Genomic DNA, 21219 nt, shown 5'->3' with positions numbered 1-21219 from the left:
CTTCCCGGGGCCGCGGGGAAGGACGCGCGGACGGCCGGCGAGCGCGCCCGCCGGTAACGGCGTGTGAGAATCGAAGTGGCTCACAACGGACCGCGACCGAGCAGGAGACACAGCACGATGCGCATCGGAGTTCTCACCGCAGGCGGCGACTGCCCCGGCCTGAACGCAGTGATCCGGTCGGTCGTGCACCGGGCGGTCACCCACTACGGAGACGAGGTCATCGGCTTCGAGGACGGCTACGCGGGCCTGCTCGACGGCCGCTACCGCCCCCTCGACCTCAACGCCGTCAGCGGCATCCTCGCCCGCGGCGGCACCATCCTCGGCTCCTCCCGCCTGGAGCGCGACCGCTTCCGCGCGGCCTGCGACAACGCCAAGGAGCTCATCGAGAAGAGCGGCTTCGACGCGCTCGTCCCGATCGGCGGCGAGGGCACCCTCACCGCCGCCCGGATGCTCCACGAGGCCGGCGTGCCCGTCGTCGGCGTCCCCAAGACCATCGACAACGACATCTCCTCCACCGACCGCACCTTCGGCTTCGACACCGCCGTCGGCGTCGCCACCGAGGCCATGGACCGGCTCAAGACCACCGCCGAGTCCCACCAGCGGGTGATGGTCGTCGAGGTGATGGGCCGCCACGCCGGCTGGATCGCCCTGGAGTCCGGCATGGCCGGCGGCGCCCACGGCATCTGCCTGCCCGAGCGCCCCTTCGACCCGGCCGACCTGGTCAAGATGGTCGAGGAGCGCTTCTCCCGGGGCAAGAAGTTCGCCGTCATCTGCGTCGCCGAGGGCGCGCACCCCGCCGCGGGCACGATGGACTACGACAAGGGCGAGATCGACCAGTTCGGCCACGAGCGCTTCCAGGGCATCGGCACGGCCCTCGCGTACGAACTGGAGCGCCGCCTCGGCAAGGAGGCCCGGCCCGTCATCCTCGGCCACGTCCAGCGCGGCGGCACGCCGACCGCGTACGACCGGGTGCTCGCCACCCGCTTCGGCTGGCACGCGGTGGAGGCCGTGCACAACGGCGACTTCGGCCGGATGACGGCCCTGCGCGGCACGAACGTCGAGATGGTGCCGCTGGCCGAGGCCGTGACCCAGCTCAAGACGGTCCCGGAGGACCGCATGCGCGAGGCGGAGTCGGTCTTCTAGGCGCGACTCCCCGGCTTTCCGGCCCCCCGGAAATGCCGGATTCCCCCCTTGAGCCCCGGCGCGCGATCAACAAGGCTGGGGCCTGTCCCGGACACGTCCCGACCCTGTCCGGCGGAAGGGGGGAGGCGCGGATGACGCCGGGGGAGCACACTCCTGATCCGCGGACCGCACGGGAGGAGCCCGCGACCGGCGGGATGTACGGACCCGGCCCGGCGGCCCCGGGCCCGGCCGCCGCCGAGGCCCCCGACGCACCGCCCGCCTGGCCCGGCGCCCCCGAGGCCCCGGAGCCCGGCGAGGCCCGTCCGGGGCCCCGGTCCCGGATACGGCGCGGCCTGGTCGCGGCGGTCGCGCTCGCGGGTCTCGTGCTCGCCGGCGCCAGCGTCGTCGCCTTCCTGAAGGACGGGCAGGCCGGACATCCGCCCCGCACCCCCACCGCCCCCGCCGCCGGGGACGTCCGCATCCGGGTGGCCGGCACCGAGTTCTGCCTCGGCGAGCGGCGCGGCGCCCGCACCGGCCGGGTCCACCAGCTGCCGTGCGCCGCCGCGGGACTCCCGCGCTACTCGCTCGCGGAGCTGGGCGGCGGCCGGTGGAGGATCGTTTCGCACCACCCCGACCTCGGCCCCGGCTGCTCCGGCATACCCTCCGGCGGACGGATACCCGACGCCGCGTACGAGGACGCCGCCTGCGGTGACCCGACCCGGGTGGAGGCCTTCACCCTGGAGGCGTACGGCACCCCCGTCGAGGGCTACCGGATCGTCCCGGTCGGCTCGGCGACCCCCGGCGGCTGCGTCACCGTCGTCGGCGACCGCGAGGCCGCCTGGGCGCGGCTCGCCCAGGCGCCCTGCGCGCCGGACGCGGCGGGCCAGCTCTTCGACTTCGACCGGGCGGACTGAGGACCGGGACCCGGGCTCAGGCGGCCTCCACCAGACGGGCCCTGAGCGCCGTCACCACCGCCGGGTCGAGCCCGACGTGCCCGGTGACGTACCCGTGCACCGAGCCGTACCGCCCGCGCAGGTCCGCGAGGAACAGCCGGATGACGTCGGCGGGCGCCCGGCCGAAGCCCGGCCAGCGCGGCTCCCGGCCCGGATGCGCCGCCCGCCAGTCGCCGATCAGCCGCTCCGTGGCCAGCTCGGTGAGCGCGAAGTCCGCGAGGATCTCCTCGTCCGGGACGTCCAGGAGGGCGAGGACGACGGCCGCGAGCAGACCCGTGCGGTCCTTCCCGGAGGCGCAGTGGAAGACGAGCGGCCCCTCGGCGGCGGCGATCAGCTCCAGGGCCGCGCGGAGCTCCTCCGCCCCGTCCTCGGCGACCTCGGCGAACCGGTCGGCGAGGTAGCGCCAGGGGTCGAGGGCCGGGTCGATCGCCTCCTGGTCGTAGGGGCGGTGCTCGATGGAGAGGTTGTGCCAGGAGACCCCCTCGGTCTCCGGAAGGCGTCCCTTGCGGGCGATCTCCCACGGATAGCGCAGGTCGATCACCGTGCCCACGCCCAGCGCGCGGAAGCGCTCCAGGTCGGCGGGGTCGGCGTCCGCGAGCTTGCCGAGGGAGTCGGAGCGGTAGAGGGTCCCCCACCGCACGGTGCCGCCGCCGGCGGTCCGATAGCCGCCCAGGTCACGGAAGTTGTGGAGTCGGTCGAACGGTATGTGTCGTCTCACGGCGCCAATGTACGGACCGGTCCCGCGGTCACGTACCGGGGGCCGGTTCCGCCGTCACGGACCGACCGCCGCCCAGAAGTGCTCGGTTATCCCGTCCAGGTAGACGCGCCCCTCGTCGCCGGTCGTCCCCGGCGCGCCCCAGCTGCTGACCGCGACCATCCGCGCGTGGTACTCCGTGTGGAGCCGCTGGAGCGCGGGCTCCACGATCCGCTTGGGCAGCGGCACCATCTTCACGACCGGCTTCACGTACGCCTGCCAGCGCGTGCTGACCGCGCTGCGCAGCAGCTCCGCGAGCACCTCGTCGCCGCCGGTCGCGGTGATCAGGGCGCGCGGCCCGAGACCGAGCGCCTCGGCGAGGGCGGCCGTCTGGCGTTCGTTGCCGTGCCAGCGGCCCTCGTCCTCCATCCGCTGGTACGCGGAGGCCGACACGCCCACCCGCCGGGCGAGCTCCTCGGCGGCGATCCCGCGCGCGACCCGGTGCTCCCGCAGGGTGGCGGGGGCGGCGATCAGGTCCACGGGGGAGCACCACAGGACGCCCGCGAGGGCGGTGAGCTCCTGCTCGTCCGGGATCGCCCGGCCGCGCTCCCAGGCGACCACGGTGTCGGGGTGGACGAGGAGGCCGTACTGCGCCCGCAGGCCGTAGGCGACGTGTCCGGGGGCCATGCCGAGGGCCTCGCGGAGCCGGCGCGCGGCCTGGGCGTCGAAGGGAGGGGAGGGTTGGTGCACCCCGCCACGGTAGATACGAGAAGTGACGGGTGGCTACGGTGCGTTCCCCCAACGTGCGTCGTCGTAGGAACGTGGGAACCGGAAGGTAACCGTCCCGCCGCTCAGTGCCCGCGCGCGGGACCGTCGAGCCAGCGGTACTGGAGCTCGGGCCGCCCTATCTGGCCGTACTGCGGGGCGCGCACGGCCCGGCCGCCGGTGACGAGGTGCTCCAGATAGCGGCGCGCGGTGATCCGGGAGATCCCGACGGCCGCGCCCGCCTCGGCGGCGGTGAGCCCCGCCGGGGCGGCGCGGAGGGTCCGGGTGACCGCTTCGAGCGTCGGGGCGCTCAGCCCCTTGGGGAGCGTGGCGGGCTGCGGGGCCCGGAGCGTGGCCAGGGCCCGGTCCACCTCGTCCTGCCCGGAGGCCTCCCCGGCGGCCGCCCGGAACTCGGCGTACCGGACGAGCCTGTCCCGGAGCGTGGCGAACGCGAAGGGCTTCAGGACGTACTGGACGACCCCGAGGGACACCCCCTCGCGGACGACCGCCAGGTCACGGGCCGAGGTCACGGCGATGACGTCGGCGGAGTGCCCGGCGGCCCGCAGGGCACGAAGCAGCTGGAGGCCGTGGCCGTCGGGCAGATAGAGGTCCAGCAGGATCAGGTCGACCGGCGTCCGGTCCAGGATCCGCACGGCCGCCGCCCGCGAGTGCGCCACCCCGACGACCCGGAAGCCCTCGACGCGCCCCGCGTAGAGCGCGTGGGCGTCGGCGGCGACGGGATCGTCCTCGACGACGAGGACCCGCAGCGGAGCCGTACTCACGCGATCACCTCCGGTCCGGCGGCGCGGGGGCCCGTGGGGGCGCCGGGCCGGCCGTTCGCGCCGCGCCCTCCGCCGGCCTCGGGGCGGCCGGAGGCGCCGGTGGCGCCGAGGCCGTCCGCGGCTCCGGGGCCGCCGTCCGTCGCCCCGCCCTCCCGCGGCAGCGGCAGTCGTACGGTGAACTGGGCGCCGCCCTCCGCGGCCTCCGCGAGGTCCAGTGTGCCCGAGGCGCGGGAGACGGCCTGGCCGACCAGGGCCAGGCCGAGGCCGCGGCCGGGGCCCCGGGTGGACCAGCCGCGGCCGAGGACGGCCTCGCGGTCGGCGGGGCGGACGCCGGGGCCGTTGTCGCCGACCCGCAGCAGCAGTTCGCCGTCGCCCGCGCGGGCCGCGACCGTGACCGTCACGCGCGCCTGCGGGGTCCCGCCGGCCGCCTCGACCGCGTTGTCGATGAGGTTGCCCAGGATCGTCACGAGGTCCCGGGAGGGCAGGGCCGCCGGCACCCGGCCGTCGTCGATGCGGCTGTCCTCGGTGAGGACCAGCTCCACGCCCCGCTCGTTGGCCTGCGCCGCCTTGCCGAGCAGCAGCGCCGCGAGGACCGGCTCGCCGACGGCGTCGACGACCCGGTCCGTCAGGGCCTGCGCGAGCTCCAGTTCCGCCGTCGCGAACTCCACCGCCTCCGCCACCCGGCCCAGTTCGATCAGCGACACGACCGTGTGCAGCCGGTTCGCCGCCTCGTGGGCCTGGGAGCGCAGCGCCTCCGTGAAGCCCCGCTCGGAGTCCAGCTCGCCGGAGAGCGCCTGGAGCTCGGTGCGGTCCCGGAGCGTGACGACGGTGCCGCGCCGCTCCCCGCCCACCACCGGGCGGGTGTTGACCACGAGGACCCGTTCGGCCGTCAGGTGCGTCTCGTCGACGCGCGGCTCGGAGGAGAGCAGCGCCCCGGTCAGCGGGGCGGGCAGGCCGAGTTCGGCGGCGGACCGGCCGACGACCCCCTCGTCCAGGCCGAGCAGCTCCCGCGCGCCGTCGTTGATGAGGGCGATCCGCCGCCGTCCGTCGAGCATCACGAGCCCTTCGCGGACCGCGTGCAGCGCGGCCTCGTGGTAGTCGTGCATCCGGCTCAGTTCGGTGGCGTTCATGCCGTGCGTGTGGCGGCGCAGGCGGGCGTTCACGACGTACGTCCCCGCGCCGCCGAGCGCGAGCGCCGCGCCCGCCATGCCGAGCAGCGCGGTCACCTGCTGCCGTACCTGCTCGCTGATCCTGTCGATGGTGATGCCCGCGCTGACCAGGGCGACGACCCGGCCGTGGTCGAGGACGGGCGCCACCGTCCGGACGGAGGGGCCGAGGACGCCGAGGTGCGTCTCGGAGTAGAGCCGGCCCCGCCGGGCCTCCTCGATGTGGCCGAGGTACGTGCGCCCGATCTGCGCCGGCTCGGGATGCGTCCAGCGGGTGCCGTCCGGGGCCATGATCACCACGAAGGCGACGCCCGCGTGGCGGCGCAGCGACTCCGCGTACGGCTGGAGGACGGCCGTCGGGTCGGCGGAGCGGGCGGCGGCGGCCACGGACGGGGAGTCGGCGACGGCGGCGGCGGTCGCGGTGGCCTGGCGCCGCGCGGTCTCCTCGGCCTGCGCCCGGTCCGTGACGTACGCGAAGACCGCGCAGCCCGCCACGACGACGGCCACGAGCACGACCTGCATCGCGAAGAGCTGGCCGGCGAGGCTGCGGGGACGGCGGAGGGGGAGACGCATGCGGTAAGTGTGCACGTGGGAACGGTCGCGGGCGGTACCGCGTTCCCGAATCGTGCCCTTCCCGGCCGCTCCCGGCGGTGCCCGTCGAGGCCCGCCGTGAACGAAAGGCACGCAATCGTGACCCGGGTCACAGGCTGATGGATAGTCGCGGAGGTCCACCGGGACGTGGACACCCATCAGCACGAGGAGGACCCCGTGGCCGCACGCCGGGACCGCACCCACTATCTGTATCTGGCCGTCATCGGCGCCGTACTGCTCGGCATCGCGGTCGGCTTCCTGGCGCCGGGCGTCGCCGTCGAGCTCAAGCCCCTGGGCACCGGCTTCGTCAACCTGATCAAGATGATGATCTCGCCGATCATCTTCTGCACGATCGTGCTCGGCGTCGGCTCGGTCCGCAAGGCCGCGAAGGTCGGCGCCGTCGGCGGGCTCGCCCTCGGCTACTTCCTCGTGATGTCGACCGTCGCACTCGCGATCGGTCTGCTCGTCGGCAACCTCCTGGAGCCCGGCTCCGGGCTCCACCTCACCAAGGAGCTCGCCGAGGCCGGCGCGAAGCAGGCGGAGGGCGCGCACCAGTCCACGCCGGACTTCCTGCTCGGGATGATCCCGAAGACCCTCGTCTCCGCCTTCACCGAGGGCGAGGTCCTCCAGACCCTCCTCGTCGCCCTCCTCGCCGGCTTCGCGCTCCAGGCCATGGGCTCCGCCGGAGAGCCCGTCCTGCGCGGGATCGGGCACATCCAGAAGCTCGTCTTCCGCATCCTCGGCATGATCATGTGGGCCGCGCCCGTAGGCGCGTTCGGCGCGATCGCGGCCGTCGTCGGCGCGACGGGTGCCGCCGCGCTCAAGTCCCTCGCCATGATCATGATCGGCTTCTACGTCACCTGCGGGCTCTTCGTCTTCCTCGTCCTCGGTACGCTGCTCCGCCTGATCGCCGGGATCAACATCTGGTCGCTCCTGAAGTACCTGGGCCGCGAGTTCCTGCTGATCCTCTCCACCTCGTCCTCCGAGTCCGCGCTGCCGCGGCTCATCGCGAAGATGGAGCACCTGGGCGTCAGCAAGCCGGTCGTCGGCATCACCGTGCCGACCGGCTACTCCTTCAACCTCGACGGCACCGCGATCTACCTGACGATGGCCTCGCTCTTCACCGCCGAGGCGATGGGCAACCCGCTGTCGATCGGCGAGCAGATCTCGCTCCTCGTCTTCATGATCATCGCCTCGAAGGGCGCGGCGGGCGTCACGGGCGCCGGGCTCGCCACCCTCGCGGGCGGCCTCCAGTCGCACCGCCCCGACCTCGTCGACGGGGTCGGCCTGATCGTCGGCATCGACCGCTTCATGAGCGAGGCCCGCGCCCTCACCAACTTCGCCGGCAACGCGGTGGCGACGGTGCTCGTCGGCACGTGGACGAAGGAGATCGACAAGGAGCGGGCCGCGGAGGTCCTCGCGGGCCGCGTCCCCTTCGACGAGACGACGCTCGTGGACGACCACGGTCCGGCACCGGTGCCCGACCAGCGCGCGGACGAGGGCGAGGAGAGGGCCCGCGCGGGCGTCTGACCCCCGGACCCCGCCCCCGACCGGCGCCGCTCCCGACCCGCGCTGCTCCCGGCCCGCGCCGCTCCCCGCCGGCCCCCGCACGTACGGACCCGCGTCCGTCGTACGGGGGCCGCGTCCCGTGGGGCGGTGCCCCCGCCTCCGTGGCGACTTCGGGCGGTACGCGGCGGCAGCCGAAGAGGAGCTCCGCAACCCTGCGCGGGTCTCGTCCGTCTCACACTCCATGCGAACGACCGCCGAGCGTGGAATCCGTGCCGGGGCCATCGCCGGAGCCCTCCTCGCCGTCCTGATCCTCGTCGCCGGGTGCGCGTCGGCGGACACGAGGCCGACGGACGCGGGAAGGGCCACGGCCGTACCCGCTCCCCGGGGCCCCGGCGGGAACGGGGGACTGCTGGTGGGAGCGCGCTGGTACGTGCAGTGGATCACCGTCGGCGGGCGGGTGACCACCGCGCCGCCCCGTGCCGCGGCATGGGTCGAGTTCGGCCGTGACGGTACGGCCGAGGGCAACTACGGGTGCGTCCCCTTCAGGGCGGCGGTCACCGTCGCGGAAGCGGCGCTCACCGTCGGCCGGAAGGTCGACGGAGGGCCCTCGGCCGAACACTGCCCGACGTCGTACCGGGTCTTCGGGGAAAAGCTGCGCAAGCTCTTCAGCGGGCCGCTCGGCATCGACCGGCGCGTCGACGACCTCACGATGGACCTGAGGAACCGGGAGGGCGACTACGTCGCGGTGAAACTGATACGCCCCCAGGGGCTCTTCGGTTCCCGGTGGCGGCTGGACCACGTGGTCGTGGGCGACTCCGTCGCGCCGGTCGTCGGCGGCGAGGAGGTGTACTACGTCTTCCACCGGGACGGGACCGTCACCGGCAAGGCCGGCTGCAACGACTTCACCGGCAGGGCCGTCTTCGACGACGACACCCTTTCGATGGACCGGCTCACCCGGACCACCCACCGGACCTGCTCGCGAGAGCTCATGGACCAGGAACGCATGCTGCTGACGGACGAGATGGTCCCGCGCCGGATGGAATACGGCCACGCCCTGACCCACGCCTTCGAGGCCATCGACGAGTCCCGGGGCCTGGACCGCTTCGGATACGGCTGGGTGGCGATGCCGAACGGCTCCTGAGGCCGTCGGCGCGGCCGGCGGCGCCGGGGCGGGCGTGCGGGTCAGGGCGCGTTCAGGGACGACAGGTCCTCCGGCGCGAGCCGCAGGGCCGCCGCCTCCGCCGAGTCCCGCACCGTCTCGGGTCGGCTCGCCCCCGGGATCGGGAGGACCGTTTCCGAGCGGGTCAGGAGCCAGGCGAGGGCCACCCGCTGGGGGCTGACCCCGTGCGTCCGCGCCACCCGGTGGAAGGCCCCGAACTCCGGGTCCTCCTCCAGCGCGGACGCCCCGTCGAGCGAGCTCCGCGAGATCCCGCCCAGCGGGCTCCACGGCAGGAACGCGAGGCCGAGCGAAGCGCAGAGCCGCAGCTCCGCCTCGCTGTCCCGTACCGCCGGCGAGTACCGGTTCTGGACGGAGACCAGCCGGTCACCGAGGATCTCGCGGGCCAGCAGGATCTGCCCGGTGTCCACGTTCGAGACGCCCGCCAGGCGGATCGTGCCCGCGTCCAGCAACTTCCGTACCGCTCCGAGGGATTCGGCGTACGGGACGGCCGGGTCCGGCTTGTGCAGCTGGTACAGGCCGATCGCGTCGCCGCCGAGCCGCCGCGCCGAGTCCTCCGCCGCCCGCCGCAGGTGCTCGGGCCGGCCGTCCACGGTCCAGCCGCCGTCGGCGGTGCGCCCCCGGCCGCCCTTCGTGGCCACGAGCACCTCGTCCGTGGAGCCGCCGTAGGAGGCGAGGGCCCGCCGCACGAGGAGTTCGCCCTCGCCCGGTGTGCCGCCCGGCGGGTGGTAGGAGTCGGCGGTGTCGAGCAGGGTCACCCCCGCGTCCAGGGCCGCGTGCACGGTGGCGACGGCCCGCGCCTCGTCGGGGCGGCCCTCGATGGAGAGCGGCATCGTGCCGAAGCCGATCGCCCCGACCCGTACGTCGCCCAGCGTCCGGTACCGCATCAGCGTGCCTCCCCGATCGTCTCGGCGACGGCCTTCGCCAGCCACTCGCCGGAATCGCTGAACGCGTAACCGAGCCCAACCGCACGGGAGTTGTCCATGCCGTACGAGCGGGCGAAGGAGAACGGCGAGACCTCGCCGACCTCCACCTCCCGGAACACCGTCCGGCCGCCCACGAGCTTCTCGATCTCCGCGCAGAGGTCGGCCGTGGTGAGGGGGCCGTGGGAGTGCGCGTTCACCGGGCCGGTGAACTCCGCCCCGACCGCCCAGGCGAGGAACGCGGCGATCTCCTCCACGTGGACGTACGTCGCGGGGTGGTTCACCACCGGCACGGATATCGGTTCGCCCGCCCGGATCCGCCGCGCGTAGTGGTCCAGGCGGCCCGTGAAGTCGTCCGCGCCGCCGAGCACGTGCGCCACCCGCACCGAGGCCCAGGCGAACGGGGAACCCGCCGCGAAGACCGCCTCGGCCTGTCGCTTGCCCTCCCCGTAGTGCGCGTCGAGGAACTCCGGGTCCTCCCAGGGCAGTCCCGTGTCGACGGTCACCGCGGCCAGGTCGAGGGCCGACTCGGCGACCGGTACGGCCGAGTCCTCGTACTCGTACACCTCCACGGTCGAGGTCATCACATAGCGCCGCGTCCGCGTCCCGAACACCCGCCGGGCGATCTCCGCCTGGCGCGGGGTGTAGCAGACCTGGTCCACGACGACGTCGAAGGAGCGGCCCGCGAGAACGGATGCGAGCGCGTCCTCGTCGTCGCGGTCGGCGACCAGCCGCTCGATTCCCTCCGGGGCGGCGGAAGAGCCCCGGTTGAGCACCGTGACGCGGTGCCCGGATTCCCGGAGGAGCGCGATGAGCCGCTTTCCGAAATAGCGGTTCCCGCCGATGACCAGAATGTCCATGAATCCCAACTCCCTTGCTCGACGGGACAAGTGTTACGTTGTGCGCTCGCCGATTGAAGGGGGAAACATGGGAGTGCGAGCCGTACCGCCGAAGGAACCACGGCATTCGCGCGCCGCCACCGACGAAACCTCGGCGCCCGCTTTCGACCCCATCGACCGGCAGATCCTGGACCTCCTGCAGACCGACGGCCGCATCAGGCTCAGCGAGCTCGGCCGCCGCGTCCGGCTCAGCCCCGCCGCCGTCACCGAGCGCGTCCGCCGCCTGGAGGCGAGCGGGGCGGTCACCGGCTACGGCGCGCACGTCTCGCCGGCCCTGCTCGGCTACGGCATCCAGGCCTTCATCCGCGTGAACCCGCATGCCGGCTACAACCTCAAGCACCCCCGCACCCTGGAGCTCACCGCGCGCCCCGAGGTCCTGGAGGTCCACCACGTGGTCGGCGAGGACTGCTGGATCCTCAAGGTCGCCGTCACCGACACCATCCACCTGGAGGAGGTCCTGGAGCAGACCTCGGCGCTCGGCCGGACCACGACCTCGATCGTGCTGTCCTCCCCGGTCCAGCGGAAGCCGCTCCTGCCGCCGTCCTGAGGCCCCCGCCCCCGCCCTCGTGGCCTTCCGGGCGGCGACACCGAGGCATACAGAAATACCCCGACTAGAATTGACAGTCGGGGTATTGCCTCGCGTATATTGGTGGATTCCGTGTCCGGGCATACCGGAGACGCGGAGAAGTTCAATAAACGCACTGTATCGCGCCGGGAGTCGAATTGTCAACCGAGGAATTTCGGAATGAGCAGCAATTCATCACCGATCTCTACGCACGACTCGACGACCTCAGGGACCAGGCCGAAGCCGCCGTCGAGCAGGCGCTCCGCACCCCCGGGGTCGGCAGCAGCCAGGGCCGCCTCGAACGGGACGTGATGGTCGCCGAGCAGTCCGGGCTGCTCTCCGCGCTCAACGCCGGGGAGAGCGGGCTCTGCTTCGGCCGGCTCGTCTTCAGGGACGGCCGCGACCACCACATCGGCCGGCTCGGCATCCGCGAGGACGACCCGAACCGCACCCCGCTCGTCGTCGACTGGCGCGCCGAGATCGCCCGCCCCTTCTACCTCGCCACCGGCTACGAGCCCATGGGCCTCACCCGCCGCCGGCACATCACCACCAAGGGGCGCGAGGTCGTCTCCCTCCACGACGAGGTCCTCGACCTCGCCGACGCCACCCGCACCGGCCACGAGAGCCGGAACGCCGACGAGGTCCTCCTCGCCGCGCTCGACGCCGCCCGCACCGGCCGGATGCACGACATCGTGCAGACCATCCAGGCCGAGCAGGACGCCATCATCCGCTCCCCGCACCGCGGGGTCCTCGTCGTCGAGGGCGGCCCCGGCACCGGCAAGACCGCCGTCGCCCTGCACCGGGCCGCGTACCTCCTCTACGCGCACCGCGAGCAGCTCGCCAAGCGGGCCGTCCTCATCGTCGGCCCCAACCCCGCCTTCCTCGGCTACATCGGCAACGTCCTGCCCTCCCTCGGCGAGACCGGCGTCCTCCTCGCCACCCCCGCCGAGCTCTTCCCGGGCGTCCGCGCCACCGGCACCGACACCCCGCGCGCCGCCGCCGTCAAGGGCGCCGCCGCCATGGCCGAGGCCCTCGCCGCCGCCGTACGGGACCGCCAGCAGGTCCCCGAGCGCGGCGAACCGCTGATCGTCCCGCACGAGGACGGCGACCTGGTCATCGACTGGGACATGGCCCTCGAAGCCCGCCACAAGGCCCGCGAGACCTTCCTCCCGCACAACCTGGCCCGCCCCTACTTCGTCTTCCGGATCCTCGACGCGCTCGCCGAACAGCTCGCCGACCGCATCGGCGCCGACCCCTACGGCGGCCCCAACTTCCTCGGCCCCGACGACATCGCCCTGCTCGCCAAGGGCATCGCCGCCAACCCCGACGTCCACGCCGCCATCGACACCCTGTGGCCGCCGCTCACCCCGCAGGAGTTCCTCGCCGACTACCTCGCCGAGCCCACGCACCTGGGCGACGAGGCGGACGTCGAGGCGATCCGGCGCGACGGCGGCCCCTGGACCCCCGCCGACGTCCCCCTGCTCGACGAGGCCGCCGAACTCCTCGGCGAGGACGACTCCGCCCTCCGCGCCGCCGAGGAGGCCGAGCGCCAGAAGCAGATCCAGTACGCGCAGGGCGTCCTCGACGTCTCCTTCGCCTCCCGCACCTACGAGTTCGAGGACAAGGAGGAGCTCGACAAGGACGCCTCCGAGGTCCTCTCCGCCCACGACATCATCGACGCCGAGCGCTTCGCCGAGCGCCACGAGGAGGCCGACCACCGCACCGCCGCCGAGCGGGCCGCCGCCGACCGCACCTGGGCCTTCGGCCACATCATCGTCGACGAGGCCCAGGAGCTCTCCGCCATGGCCTGGCGGCTCCTCATGCGCCGCAGCCCCAGCCGCTCCATGACCCTCGTCGGCGACCCCGCCCAGACCGGCGACCCCGCCGGCGTCGGCGCCTGGCAGTCCATCCTCGGCCCGTACGTCGAGGACCGCTGGGACCACGTCCGCCTCGGCGTCAACTACCGCACGCCCGCCGAGATCATGGCCGTCGCCGCCGAGGCCCGGCGGGCCGCCGACCCCGGCTTCGAACCGCCCCGCTCGGTGCGCTCCACCGGCGTCGAGCCCTGGGACCGGACCGTGGAGGACCCGGTGAAGGAGGCCGCGGACGCGGTCGCCGCCGAACTCCGCGAGGAGGGCCGGATCGCCGTCATCGCCCCGGCCGGGTTCCACCCCGGCCTGATCGCCGCCCTCCCCGAGGCCTCCTACGGCCCGAAGCCCGACCTCACCCGACCGGTCGTCCTCCTCGACCCCCGGCAGGCGAAGGGCCTCGAATTCGACACCGTCCTCGTCGTCGACCCGGACGGCATCCGGGACGGCGCCACGCACGGGGTCAACGACCTGTACGTGGCGCTCACCCGGGCCACTCAGCGCCTCGGAGTGATCAGGCAGGCCTGAGCCACACCGTCGCCAGCGGCGGCAGCGTCATCCGTACGCTCGCGTCACGGCCGTGCCACGGCACCGACTCGGTCTTCACCGGGTCGGTGCCGACCACGTCCGAGCCCCCGTACCGGGACGCGTCCGTGTTCAGGACCTCCGCCCAGGCCGCGAACGTGTCCGGCACCCCCAGCCGGTAGTCGTGGCGCACCACCGGGGAGAAGTTGCACACGGCGAGCAGCGGCGAACCGAAGCCGTCGAAACGGAGGAACGCGAAGACGTTGTCCTCGGCCGCGTCCCCCACCACCCACTGGAAACCGTCCGGGACGGTGTCCCGCTCCCAGAGCGAGGGCGTCGCCGCGTACACCGTGTTCAGGTCCCGGACGAGGTCCCGCACCCCCCGGTGGTCCGCCTCCGCCCCGTACGCCGGATCGAGCAGCCACCAGTCGGGACCGTGGTCCGCCGACCACTCCCCGCCCTGCGCGAACTCCTGCCCCATGTAAAGCAGCTGCTTGCCCGGGTGCGCCCACATGAAGCCCAGATAGGCGCGGTGGTTGGCCCGCTGCTGCCACCAGTCGCCCGGCATCTTCGACACCAGCGACCGCTTGCCGTGCACCACCTCGTCGTGCGAGATCGGCAGGATGTAGTTCTCGCTGTACGCGTACACCATCGAGAACGTCATCTCGTGGTGGTGGTACTTGCGGTGCACCGGCTCCTTCTCCATGTACTGGAGCGAGTCGTGCATCCAGCCCATGTTCCACTTCATGCCGAAGCCCAGACCGCCGAAGCCGCCGGGACCCACCTGGTCCGTCGCCCGCGTCACCCCGTCCCAGGCCGTCGACTCCTCGGCGAAGGTGACGACGCCGGGGCAGCGCCGGTACACGGTGGCGTTCATCTCCTGGAGGAAGCGGACCGCGTCCAGGTTCTCCCGGCCCCCGAACTCGTTCGGCAGCCACTCGCCGTGCTCCCGCGAGTAGTCCAGGTAGAGCATCGACGCCACCGCGTCCACCCGCAGCCCGTCCACGTGGAACTCCTGGCACCAGTACACGGCGTTCGCGACCAGGAAGTTCCGCACCTCCTTGCGGCCGTAGTCGAACTCCAGGGTCCCCCAGTCGGGATGGTGCGAACGGCGCGGGTCCTCGTGCTCGTACAGCGGCCGCCCGTCGAACTCCGCGAGCGCCCAGTCGTCCTTCGGGAAGTGCGCGGGCACCCAGTCCATCAGGACGCCGATCCCGGCCCGGTGCAGCGCGTCGACGAGGAACCTGAAGTCGTCCGGGGTGCCCATGCGGGCCGTCGGCGCGTAGAACCCGGTCACCTGGTAGCCCCAGGACCCGCCGAAGGGGTGCTCGGTGACCGGCATCAACTCCACGTGCGTGAACCCGAGGTCGCGGACGTACGCGGGCAGCTGCTCGGCCAGCTCGCGGTAGCTGAGACCCGGCCGCCACGACGGCAGGTGCACCTCGTAGACCGAGATCGGCGCCTCGTGCGGCGGGCGCGCCCCGCGCCGCTCCATCCACTCCGCGTCGTCCCAGGCGTAGTGCGACTCGGTGACGATCGAGGCGGTGTTCGGCGGGCATTCGGTCCGGCGGGCCATCGGGTCCGCGCGGACCGTGTGCGAGCCGTCGGGGCGCGTGATGTCGTACTTGTAGACGGCGCCCTCGCCGATCCCCGGCACGAACAGCTCCCACACGCCCGTCGAGCCCAGCGAGCGCATCGGCAGCGCCGTGCCGTCCCAGTGCGTGAAGTCACCCGTGACCCGCACGCCGCGCGCGTTCGGCGCCCACACGGCGAAGCGGGTGCCGGCGACGCCCTCGTGGGTCATCGGGTGCGAGCCGAGCGCCGTCCACAGCTCCTCGTGCCGGCCCTCGCCGATCAGGTGCAGGTCGAGCTCGCCGAGGGAGGGCAGGAAGCGGTACGGGTCCTGGACGGGCAGCTCGTCCCCGTCGTACCGCACCCGCAGCTCGTACGCCGGGACCTTCCGCAGCAGCGGGACGAACACCGAGAACAGCCCGTCGCCGTCGTCGTCCATCGGGAGCCGCTTGCCCTTGGTGAGGACGGCGACCTCCTTCGCCCAGGGGCGCAGCGCCCTGATGACGACCCCGCCCTTCACCGGGTGCGCGCCGAGCAGACCGTGCGGATCGTGATGCTCCCCGGCGAGCAGCCGGGCCCGGTCGCCCGGATCGAGCAGGGGCGCCTTCCGTACGGTGCTGGACTTCTTGCCTGCGGGACGGCCGGTCACGGGGGTGCCTCCTGGGGGCAGGGGAAGGGGATACGGGAACGGAACGGTGCGGCGGCGGGCCGGGACACTCGGCCGAACGGGGCGCGTCGGGCTTTCGCAGGCGGGGGGCGGTGCGGCGCGCGGCCGGACTGCGCCGAACGTGTCGGGCCCGCCCGCCGCGGGCCCGACACGTCGCGGTTCACCGGGCCGCGAGGCGTTCGATCGCGGACATCGGGACCGGGAGCCAGTCCGGGCGGTGCCGGGCCTCGTACACGACCTCGTACACCGCCTTGTCCGTCTCGTAGGCGCGCAGGAGCGCGGGGTCGGCGCGCGGGTCCACGCCCGCCGTCTCCGCGTATCCGGTGCAGTAGGCGGCCCGGCACCGGGTGGCCCAGTCGGCGTTCCAGGGGCGGTGGGTGCGGGCCGCGTAGTCGAAGGAGCGGAGCATTCCGGCGATGTCGCGGACGGTGGGCTGGGGGCTGCGGCGTTCGTCGAGGGGCTTCGCCGGTTCGCCCTCGAAGTCGATGACGGCCCAGCCGCCGTCGGAGCCGCGCAGGGTCTGCCCGAGGTGCAGGTCGCCGTGGACGCGCTGCACCGCGGCCCCGCCGCTCGCCGCGGCGAACACGGCCCGCAGGCCCGGGACGTACGGCAGCAGCGCGGGCACCGCCTGCGCCGCCGCGTGGAGGCGCCGGTCCATCGCCGCCGCCAGTTGCTCGGTCTCCGCGTGGGCGAGCCGCCGGGTCGGCAGGGCCGAGGCCAGCGCCAGGTGCACCTCCGCCGTCGCGCGGCCCAGCGCCCGCGCCTCCGTCGTGAACTCCCGCCCGTCCGCCAGCGCGTCGAGGGCGAGCCGCCAGCCGTCGCGGGAGTCCCGCAGATAGGGCTGGAGGACGCCGAGGGTGGAGGCGCCCGATTCGAACCAGGCCACCGGCGCCGGGACGCGGGCGCAGCCGGCCCCGGCCAGGGCGAGGGGGAGCTCCAGGTCCGGGTTGGCGCCCGGACTGACCCTCCGGAAGATCTTCAGGATGAACGAATCCCCGTAGACCAGGGAGGAGTTGGACTGTTCCGCGTCCAGCATCCGGGGGGCCAGGGCAGGGGGGAGCGGTGTCGTGGCGTGGAAGCGCAGCGGGCCCGTGCGGCCCGGGGTGCGCAGCCGCTCGTACAGGAGGCCGGCGAGGCGCGGATCGCGCAGTCCCTCGTACACGGCGCGTCCGGCGAGCGGGCCCTGCCGGATCCGCCCGATCAGGGCGGGGGCGAGGCGGGGCGGCAGCTGGGTCCGTACGCCCAGGAGCAGTTGGTAGCAGTCGGCGGGCGTTCCGGCCGGGCGGCCCGGCTGTTCGACCCGTACGAGCAGATGGAGGAGGCCGGGTCCCGCGCCGTCCAGGGGTAGCAGCTCGGTGGCCGCGTCCAGCGTGAATCCGGTGACCCGGCGTCCCTTGCCCGCGAACCAGCGCTGCCGCGGCAGCCATTCGTGGAGCAGGGGAGCGAGGGACGGAAGGAGGGCGTCCGGGGCCCGGGTGGTGGATGCGGTCTCCGGCATGGCATCGCGTCCTTTCCCCGGGGTGCGCAAGTGGCTTTCGTATGCGTTCAAATGCGCAGAGTGTCCCGGATGGCGGCTGTGACTGTCCGGATGTGCGGGACGTGTCGGAAAGGGAAGATCCGTATGGGCCCGGCAAGAAGGCCCGGATGGACCTGAATCACGGCGTGGATCGTGTGTCGTTCACAGTGCCCAGGGTGGGACGGGGGAAACCGCCCCACCCGGAACTGGTCGCGGCTCAGGCCTTCTTGAGACGGAACCAGTAGAAGCCGTGTCCCGCAAGGGTCAGGAGGTAGGGGAGCTGGCCGATGGCCGGGAACTGCACCCCGCCGATCAGCTCCACGGGCCGGGTGCCGTCGAAGCGGCGCAGGTCGAGCTCGGTCGGCTGTGCGTGCCGCGAGAAGTTGTTCACGCACAGCACGAGGTCGTCGCCGTCTTCGCGGAGGAAGGCGAGCACCGCCGGGTTGGAGGCCGGGAGTTCCGTGTACGTCCCCGTCCCGAAGGCCCGGTTCTGCTTACGGATCTCGATCATCCGCTTCGTCCAGTGCAGCAGCGAGGACGGAGAGGCCATGCCCGCCTCGACGTTCGTCACCTGGTAGCCGTGGACCGGGTCCATGATGGCCGGCAGGTAGAGCCGTCCCGGGTCGCAGGAGGAGAAGCCCGCGTTCCGGTCGGGGGTCCACTGCATCGGGGTCCGCACCCCGTCCCGGTCGCCCAGCCAGATGTTGTCGCCCATGCCGATCTCGTCGCCGTAGTACAGCACCGGCGAGCCGGGCAGCGAGAAGAGCAGCGCGGTGAACAGCTCCATCTGCTTGCGGTCGTTGTCGAGGAGCGGGGCGAGCCGCCGCCGGATGCCGATGTTGGCCCGCATGCGCGGGTCCTTGGCGTACTCGGCGTACATGTAGTCGCGCTCTTCGTCCGTGACCATTTCGAGCGTGAGCTCGTCGTGGTTGCGCAGGAAGATGCCCCACTGGCAGCCGGAGGGGATCTCCGGGGTCTTCGCCAGGATCTCGGAGACCGGGTAGCGGGACTCGCGGCGCACGGCCATGAAGATGCGCGGCATGACCGGGAAGTGGAAGGCCATGTGGCACTCGTCGCCGCCGGAGCGGAAGTCGCCGAAGTAGTCGACGACGTCCTCCGGCCACTGGTTGGCCTCGGCGAGCAGCACCGTGTCCGGGTAGTGGTCGTCGATCTCCTTGCGGACCCGCTTGAGGAAGGCGTGGGTGGCCGGGAGGTTCTCGCAGTTGGTGCCCTCCTGCTGGTACAGGTACGGCACCGCGTCGAGCCGGAAGCCGTCGATCCCCAGGTCCAGCCAGAACTTCAGCGCGGACAGGATCTCCTCCTGCACCGCCGGGTTCTCGTAGTTGAGGTCCGGCTGGTGCGAGAAGAACCGGTGCCAGTAGTACTGCTTGCGGACCGGGTCGAAGGTCCAGTTGGAGGTCTCGGTGTCGACGAAGATGATCCGGGCGTCCGCGTACTGCTTGTCGTCGTCCGCCCAGACGTAGTAGTCGCCGTACGGGCCGTCCGGGTCGCGCCGCGACTCCTGGAACCACTCGTGCTGGTCGCTGGTGTGGTTCATGACGAAGTCGATGACCACGCGCATCCCGCGCTGGTGGGCCGCGTCGACGAACTCCACGAAGTCGGCGAGGTCGCCGAACTCGGGGAGCACCGAGGTGTAGTCGGCGACGTCGTAGCCGCCGTCCCGCAGCGGGGACTTGAAGAACGGCGGCAGCCAGAGGCAGTCCACGCCCAGCCACTGGAGGTAGTCCAGCTTGGACGTGATGCCCTTCAGGTCGCCGACGCCGTCGCCGTTGCTGTCCTGGAAGGAGCGGACGAGGACCTCGTAGAACACCGCCCGCTTGAACCAGTCGGGATCGCGGTCCTTGGCGGGGGTGTCCTCGAAGGTGTCGGGGACGGGCTCGTTGACAGTCATGTGGTGGGTGACCCTCCGGTCTGCGGGGACGGTCGCAGGGCGAGTACGTGCGCGGGCGTGACGCCCGGTTCCAGGCGCACGTAAGCGGCCCTGCCCCAGTGATAGGTCTCGCCGGTGAGCTCGTCGCGCACCGGCACGGTCTCGTGCCAGTCGAGGCCGAGTTCCGGCATGTTCAACGAGAGTGAAGCCTCCTGGGTATGGTGCGGGTCGAGGTTGACGACCACCAGAACGATGTTCGAACCCGAGCGCTTCGAGTACGCGATCACCTGCGGGTTGTCGGTGTCGTGGAAGGTCAGGTTCCGCAGCCGGCGGAGGGCCGGGTGGCGGCGCCTGATCCGGTTCAGGGCGGTGATCAGCGGGGTGATCGTCGCCCCCGCCCGCTCCGCCGACTCCCAGTCGCGCGGCCTGAGTTGGTACTTCTCCGAGTCGAGGTACTCCTCGCTTCCGTCCCGCAGCGCGGTGTTCTCGCACAGCTCGTACCCGGCGTACATGCCCCAGGACGGCGAGAGCGTCGCGGCGAGCACGGCGCGCGCCTCGAACGCGGGCCGGCCGCCCTCCTGGAGGTAGGCGTGCAGGATGTCGGGGGTGTTCACGAAGAAGTTCGGCCGCATCAGCGCGGCCGTCTCCCCGGACAGCTCGGTGAGGTACTCCGTCAGCTCCTCCTTGGTGTTGCGCCAGGTGAAGTACGTGTACGACTGCTGGAAGCCGATCGCGCCGAGCGTCCGCATCATCGCCGGCCGGGTGAACGCCTCCGCCAGGAAGATCACGTCCGGGTCGGCCCGGTTGACCTCGCCGATCACCCGCTCCCAGAACACCACCGGCTTGGTGTGCGGGTTGTCGACGCGGAAGATCCGGATGCCGTGGTCCATCCAGAACCGCAGGATCCGCACGGTCTCCGCGACGATCCCGTCCATGTCCCGGTCGAACGCGATCGGATAGATGTCCTGGTACTTCTTCGGCGGGTTCTCCGCGTACGCGATCGAGCCGTCCGGGCGGTGGTGGAACCACTCCGGGTGCTTCTCCACCCACGGGTGGTCCGGCGAGCACTGCAGCGCGAAGTCGAGCGCGATCTCCAGGCGCAGCTCCCTCGCCCGCGCCACGAACGCGTCGAAGTCCTCGAAGGTCCCCAGGTCCGGGTGGAGCGCGTCGTGCCCGCCCTCCGGCGAACCGATCGCCCACGGCACGCCCACGTCGCTCGGGGACGCCGACAGGGAGTTGTTCGGTCCCTTGCGGTGGGTCTCGCCGATCGGGTGCACCGGCGGCAGGTAGACCACGTCGAAGCCCATCGCCGCGATCGCCGGGAGCCGTTCGGCCGCGGTCCGGAAGTTCCCCGGGACCGTACGGCCCTTCACCTTCCGCACGCCCTCCGAGCGCGGGAAGAACTCGTACCAGGAGCCGAACAGGGCCCGCTCCCGCTCCACCTGGAGCGGCAACGCGGGGGAGGAGGACAGCAGTTCGCGCAGCGGGTGGCGGTCCAGGGCCTCGACGACCCGCGGGGCGAGCGCCGCCGCCAGCCGCACCGCCGCCGGGCGCGACACGTCGCGCAGCGCGTCCGCCGCCGCGAGCACGGCCTCCCGGCCACCGCCCTTCTTCGGGACGCCCTTCGCGGCCCGCTCGTGCAGCTCGGCCCCCTCGGCGAGGACCAGTTCGGAGTCGATCCCGGCCGGGATCTTGATCCTCGCCGTGTGGCGCCAGGTGGCCACCGGGTCGCTCCAGGCCTCCACGGTGTACGTCCACAGGCCCTCGGCGTCCGGGGTGACCTCGGCCCCCCACCGGTCGGTCCCCGGCGCCAGTTCGCGCATCGGCGTCCAGGGCCCGGGGCGGCCCGACGGGCCGCACAGCACGACATTGGCGGCGACCGCGTCGTGACCCTCGCGGAAGACGGTCGCCGTCACCTCGAAGGACTCTCCGGCCACCGCCTTCGCGGGTCGTCGACCGCAGTCGACCAACGGGCGGACGTCCAGTACGGGAATGCGTCCCATGAGCGGATTCACGGCATCACCTGACGGGTTA

General features: G+C 72.9%; 16 protein-coding genes. 6 read left to right on the top strand and 10 right to left on the bottom strand.

The window, feature by feature from the left end; translation table 11 throughout:
- The first annotated feature begins 117 nt into the window (after positions 1-117).
- Together ACH4TP_RS00750 and ACH4TP_RS00745 are read left to right on the top strand one after the other, a co-directional pair.
- Positions 118-1143 (top strand): ATP-dependent 6-phosphofructokinase, encoded by a 1026-nt coding sequence (locus ACH4TP_RS00750; RefSeq protein ID WP_389236060.1) that lies wholly within the window; start codon positions 118-120, stop codon positions 1141-1143.
- A gap of 131 nt (positions 1144-1274) precedes the next feature.
- On the top strand, positions 1275-2036 hold the full coding sequence (locus tag ACH4TP_RS00745; protein WP_389236058.1) for an RICIN domain-containing protein: 762 nt from the start codon (positions 1275-1277) through the stop codon (positions 2034-2036).
- Positions 2037-2052: 16 nt separating this feature from the next.
- Here the strand turns inward: ACH4TP_RS00745 and ACH4TP_RS00740 are convergent, their stop codons facing one another.
- The 4 genes from ACH4TP_RS00740 to ACH4TP_RS00725 all read right to left on the bottom strand — a co-directional run bounded on the left by ACH4TP_RS00740 (position 2053) and on the right by ACH4TP_RS00725 (position 6055).
- The gene (locus tag ACH4TP_RS00740; RefSeq protein ID WP_398435067.1) at positions 2053-2793 is read right to left on the bottom strand and encodes a tyrosine-protein phosphatase; all 741 of its coding nucleotides are present in this window, start codon (positions 2791-2793) and stop codon (positions 2053-2055) included.
- 54 nt (positions 2794-2847) lie between these two features.
- Complete coding sequence (locus tag ACH4TP_RS00735; RefSeq protein WP_389236265.1) at positions 2848-3456, bottom strand: helix-turn-helix domain-containing protein; 609 nt, start codon at positions 3454-3456, stop codon at positions 2848-2850.
- 164 nt (positions 3457-3620) lie between these two features.
- Positions 3621-4316 carry a response regulator gene (locus tag ACH4TP_RS00730; protein WP_398435065.1) on the bottom strand — a complete coding sequence of 232 codons (696 nt, stop codon included), beginning with the start codon at positions 4314-4316 and terminating at the stop codon, positions 3621-3623.
- Positions 4313-6055 carry an ATP-binding protein gene (locus ACH4TP_RS00725; protein ID WP_398189019.1) on the bottom strand — a complete coding sequence of 581 codons (1743 nt, stop codon included), beginning with the start codon at positions 6053-6055 and terminating at the stop codon, positions 4313-4315. Before ACH4TP_RS00725 ends, ACH4TP_RS00730 begins: the two co-directional genes overlap by 4 nt.
- 195 nt (positions 6056-6250) lie before the next feature.
- Here ACH4TP_RS00725 and ACH4TP_RS00720 point away from each other — a divergent pair, with 195 nt between their 5' ends.
- Entirely contained in the window at positions 6251-7603 is a 1353-nt protein-coding gene (locus ACH4TP_RS00720) for a cation:dicarboxylate symporter family transporter (RefSeq protein WP_389236050.1), read from the top strand.
- 220 nt (positions 7604-7823) lie between these two features.
- Positions 7824-8723 (top strand): META domain-containing protein, encoded by a 900-nt coding sequence (locus ACH4TP_RS00715; RefSeq protein WP_398435062.1) that lies wholly within the window; start codon positions 7824-7826, stop codon positions 8721-8723.
- Positions 8724-8764: 41 nt separating this feature from the next.
- Here ACH4TP_RS00715 and ACH4TP_RS00710 read toward each other — a convergent pair whose 3' ends face one another.
- Together ACH4TP_RS00710 and ACH4TP_RS00705 are read right to left on the bottom strand one after the other, a co-directional pair.
- Complete coding sequence (locus ACH4TP_RS00710) at positions 8765-9646, bottom strand: aldo/keto reductase (RefSeq protein ID WP_398435061.1); 882 nt, start codon at positions 9644-9646, stop codon at positions 8765-8767.
- Positions 9646-10542, bottom strand: a complete 897-nt coding sequence (locus ACH4TP_RS00705; RefSeq protein ID WP_398435059.1) for an NAD-dependent epimerase/dehydratase family protein — start codon at positions 10540-10542, stop codon at positions 9646-9648. Before ACH4TP_RS00705 ends, ACH4TP_RS00710 begins: the two co-directional genes overlap by 1 nt.
- Positions 10543-10609: 67 nt before the next feature.
- Here ACH4TP_RS00705 and ACH4TP_RS00700 point away from each other — a divergent pair, with 67 nt between their 5' ends.
- Together ACH4TP_RS00700 and ACH4TP_RS00695 are read left to right on the top strand one after the other, a co-directional pair.
- Positions 10610-11128, top strand: a complete 519-nt coding sequence (locus tag ACH4TP_RS00700; RefSeq protein WP_398189007.1) for an Lrp/AsnC family transcriptional regulator — start codon at positions 10610-10612, stop codon at positions 11126-11128.
- Between the two features lie 176 nt (positions 11129-11304).
- Complete coding sequence (locus tag ACH4TP_RS00695) at positions 11305-13542, top strand: HelD family protein (protein WP_389236043.1); 2238 nt, start codon at positions 11305-11307, stop codon at positions 13540-13542.
- Here the strand turns inward: ACH4TP_RS00695 and glgB are convergent.
- The 4 genes from glgB to ACH4TP_RS00675 all read right to left on the bottom strand — a co-directional run bounded on the left by glgB (position 13529) and on the right by ACH4TP_RS00675 (position 21188).
- Complete coding sequence (gene glgB / locus ACH4TP_RS00690; RefSeq protein ID WP_398435057.1) at positions 13529-15760, bottom strand: 1,4-alpha-glucan branching enzyme; 2232 nt, start codon at positions 15758-15760, stop codon at positions 13529-13531. The genes ACH4TP_RS00695 and glgB overlap by 14 nt on opposite strands.
- A gap of 178 nt (positions 15761-15938) precedes the next feature.
- Positions 15939-17276, bottom strand: coding sequence for a maltokinase (locus tag ACH4TP_RS00685; RefSeq protein WP_398189001.1), 1338 nt, complete (start codon positions 17274-17276; stop codon positions 15939-15941).
- Positions 17277-17511: 235 nt separating this feature from the next.
- A complete protein-coding gene (treS, locus tag ACH4TP_RS00680; RefSeq protein ID WP_389236037.1) occupies positions 17512-19206 on the bottom strand; it encodes a maltose alpha-D-glucosyltransferase in 1695 nt (564 codons plus the stop codon).
- Complete coding sequence (locus ACH4TP_RS00675; RefSeq protein ID WP_398188997.1) at positions 19203-21188, bottom strand: alpha-1,4-glucan--maltose-1-phosphate maltosyltransferase; 1986 nt, start codon at positions 21186-21188, stop codon at positions 19203-19205. Before ACH4TP_RS00675 ends, treS begins: the two co-directional genes overlap by 4 nt.
- Between the last annotated feature and the right edge of the window lie 31 nt (positions 21189-21219).

It is taken from the genome of Streptomyces sp. NPDC021012 (genome assembly GCF_044333355.1).
GTDB lineage: Bacteria > Actinomycetota > Actinomycetes > Streptomycetales > Streptomycetaceae > Streptomyces.
Note: the sequence above shows the minus strand (reverse complement) of the source record. Positions and strands in the feature narration are given on the sequence as shown.

Coding starts and splice junctions, on each gene's coding strand:
- ACH4TP_RS00750 (WP_389236060.1), top strand. CDS start 118: ATGCGCATCGGAGTTCTCACCGCAGGCGGCGACTGCCCCGGCCTGAAC.
- ACH4TP_RS00745 (WP_389236058.1), top strand. CDS start 1,275: ATGACGCCGGGGGAGCACACTCCTGATCCGCGGACCGCACGGGAGGAG.
- ACH4TP_RS00735 (WP_389236265.1), bottom strand. CDS start 3,456: ATGGCCCCCGGACACGTCGCCTACGGCCTGCGGGCGCAGTACGGCCTC.
- ACH4TP_RS00725 (WP_398189019.1), bottom strand. CDS start 6,055: ATGCGTCTCCCCCTCCGCCGTCCCCGCAGCCTCGCCGGCCAGCTCTTC.
- ACH4TP_RS00715 (WP_398435062.1), top strand. CDS start 7,824: ATGCGAACGACCGCCGAGCGTGGAATCCGTGCCGGGGCCATCGCCGGA.
- ACH4TP_RS00710 (WP_398435061.1), bottom strand. CDS start 9,646: ATGCGGTACCGGACGCTGGGCGACGTACGGGTCGGGGCGATCGGCTTC.
- ACH4TP_RS00705 (WP_398435059.1), bottom strand. CDS start 10,542: ATGGACATTCTGGTCATCGGCGGGAACCGCTATTTCGGAAAGCGGCTC.
- ACH4TP_RS00700 (WP_398189007.1), top strand. CDS start 10,610: ATGGGAGTGCGAGCCGTACCGCCGAAGGAACCACGGCATTCGCGCGCC.
- ACH4TP_RS00685 (WP_398189001.1), bottom strand. CDS start 17,276: ATGCCGGAGACCGCATCCACCACCCGGGCCCCGGACGCCCTCCTTCCG.
- treS (WP_389236037.1), bottom strand. CDS start 19,206: ATGACTGTCAACGAGCCCGTCCCCGACACCTTCGAGGACACCCCCGCC.
- ACH4TP_RS00675 (WP_398188997.1), bottom strand. CDS start 21,188: ATGGGACGCATTCCCGTACTGGACGTCCGCCCGTTGGTCGACTGCGGT.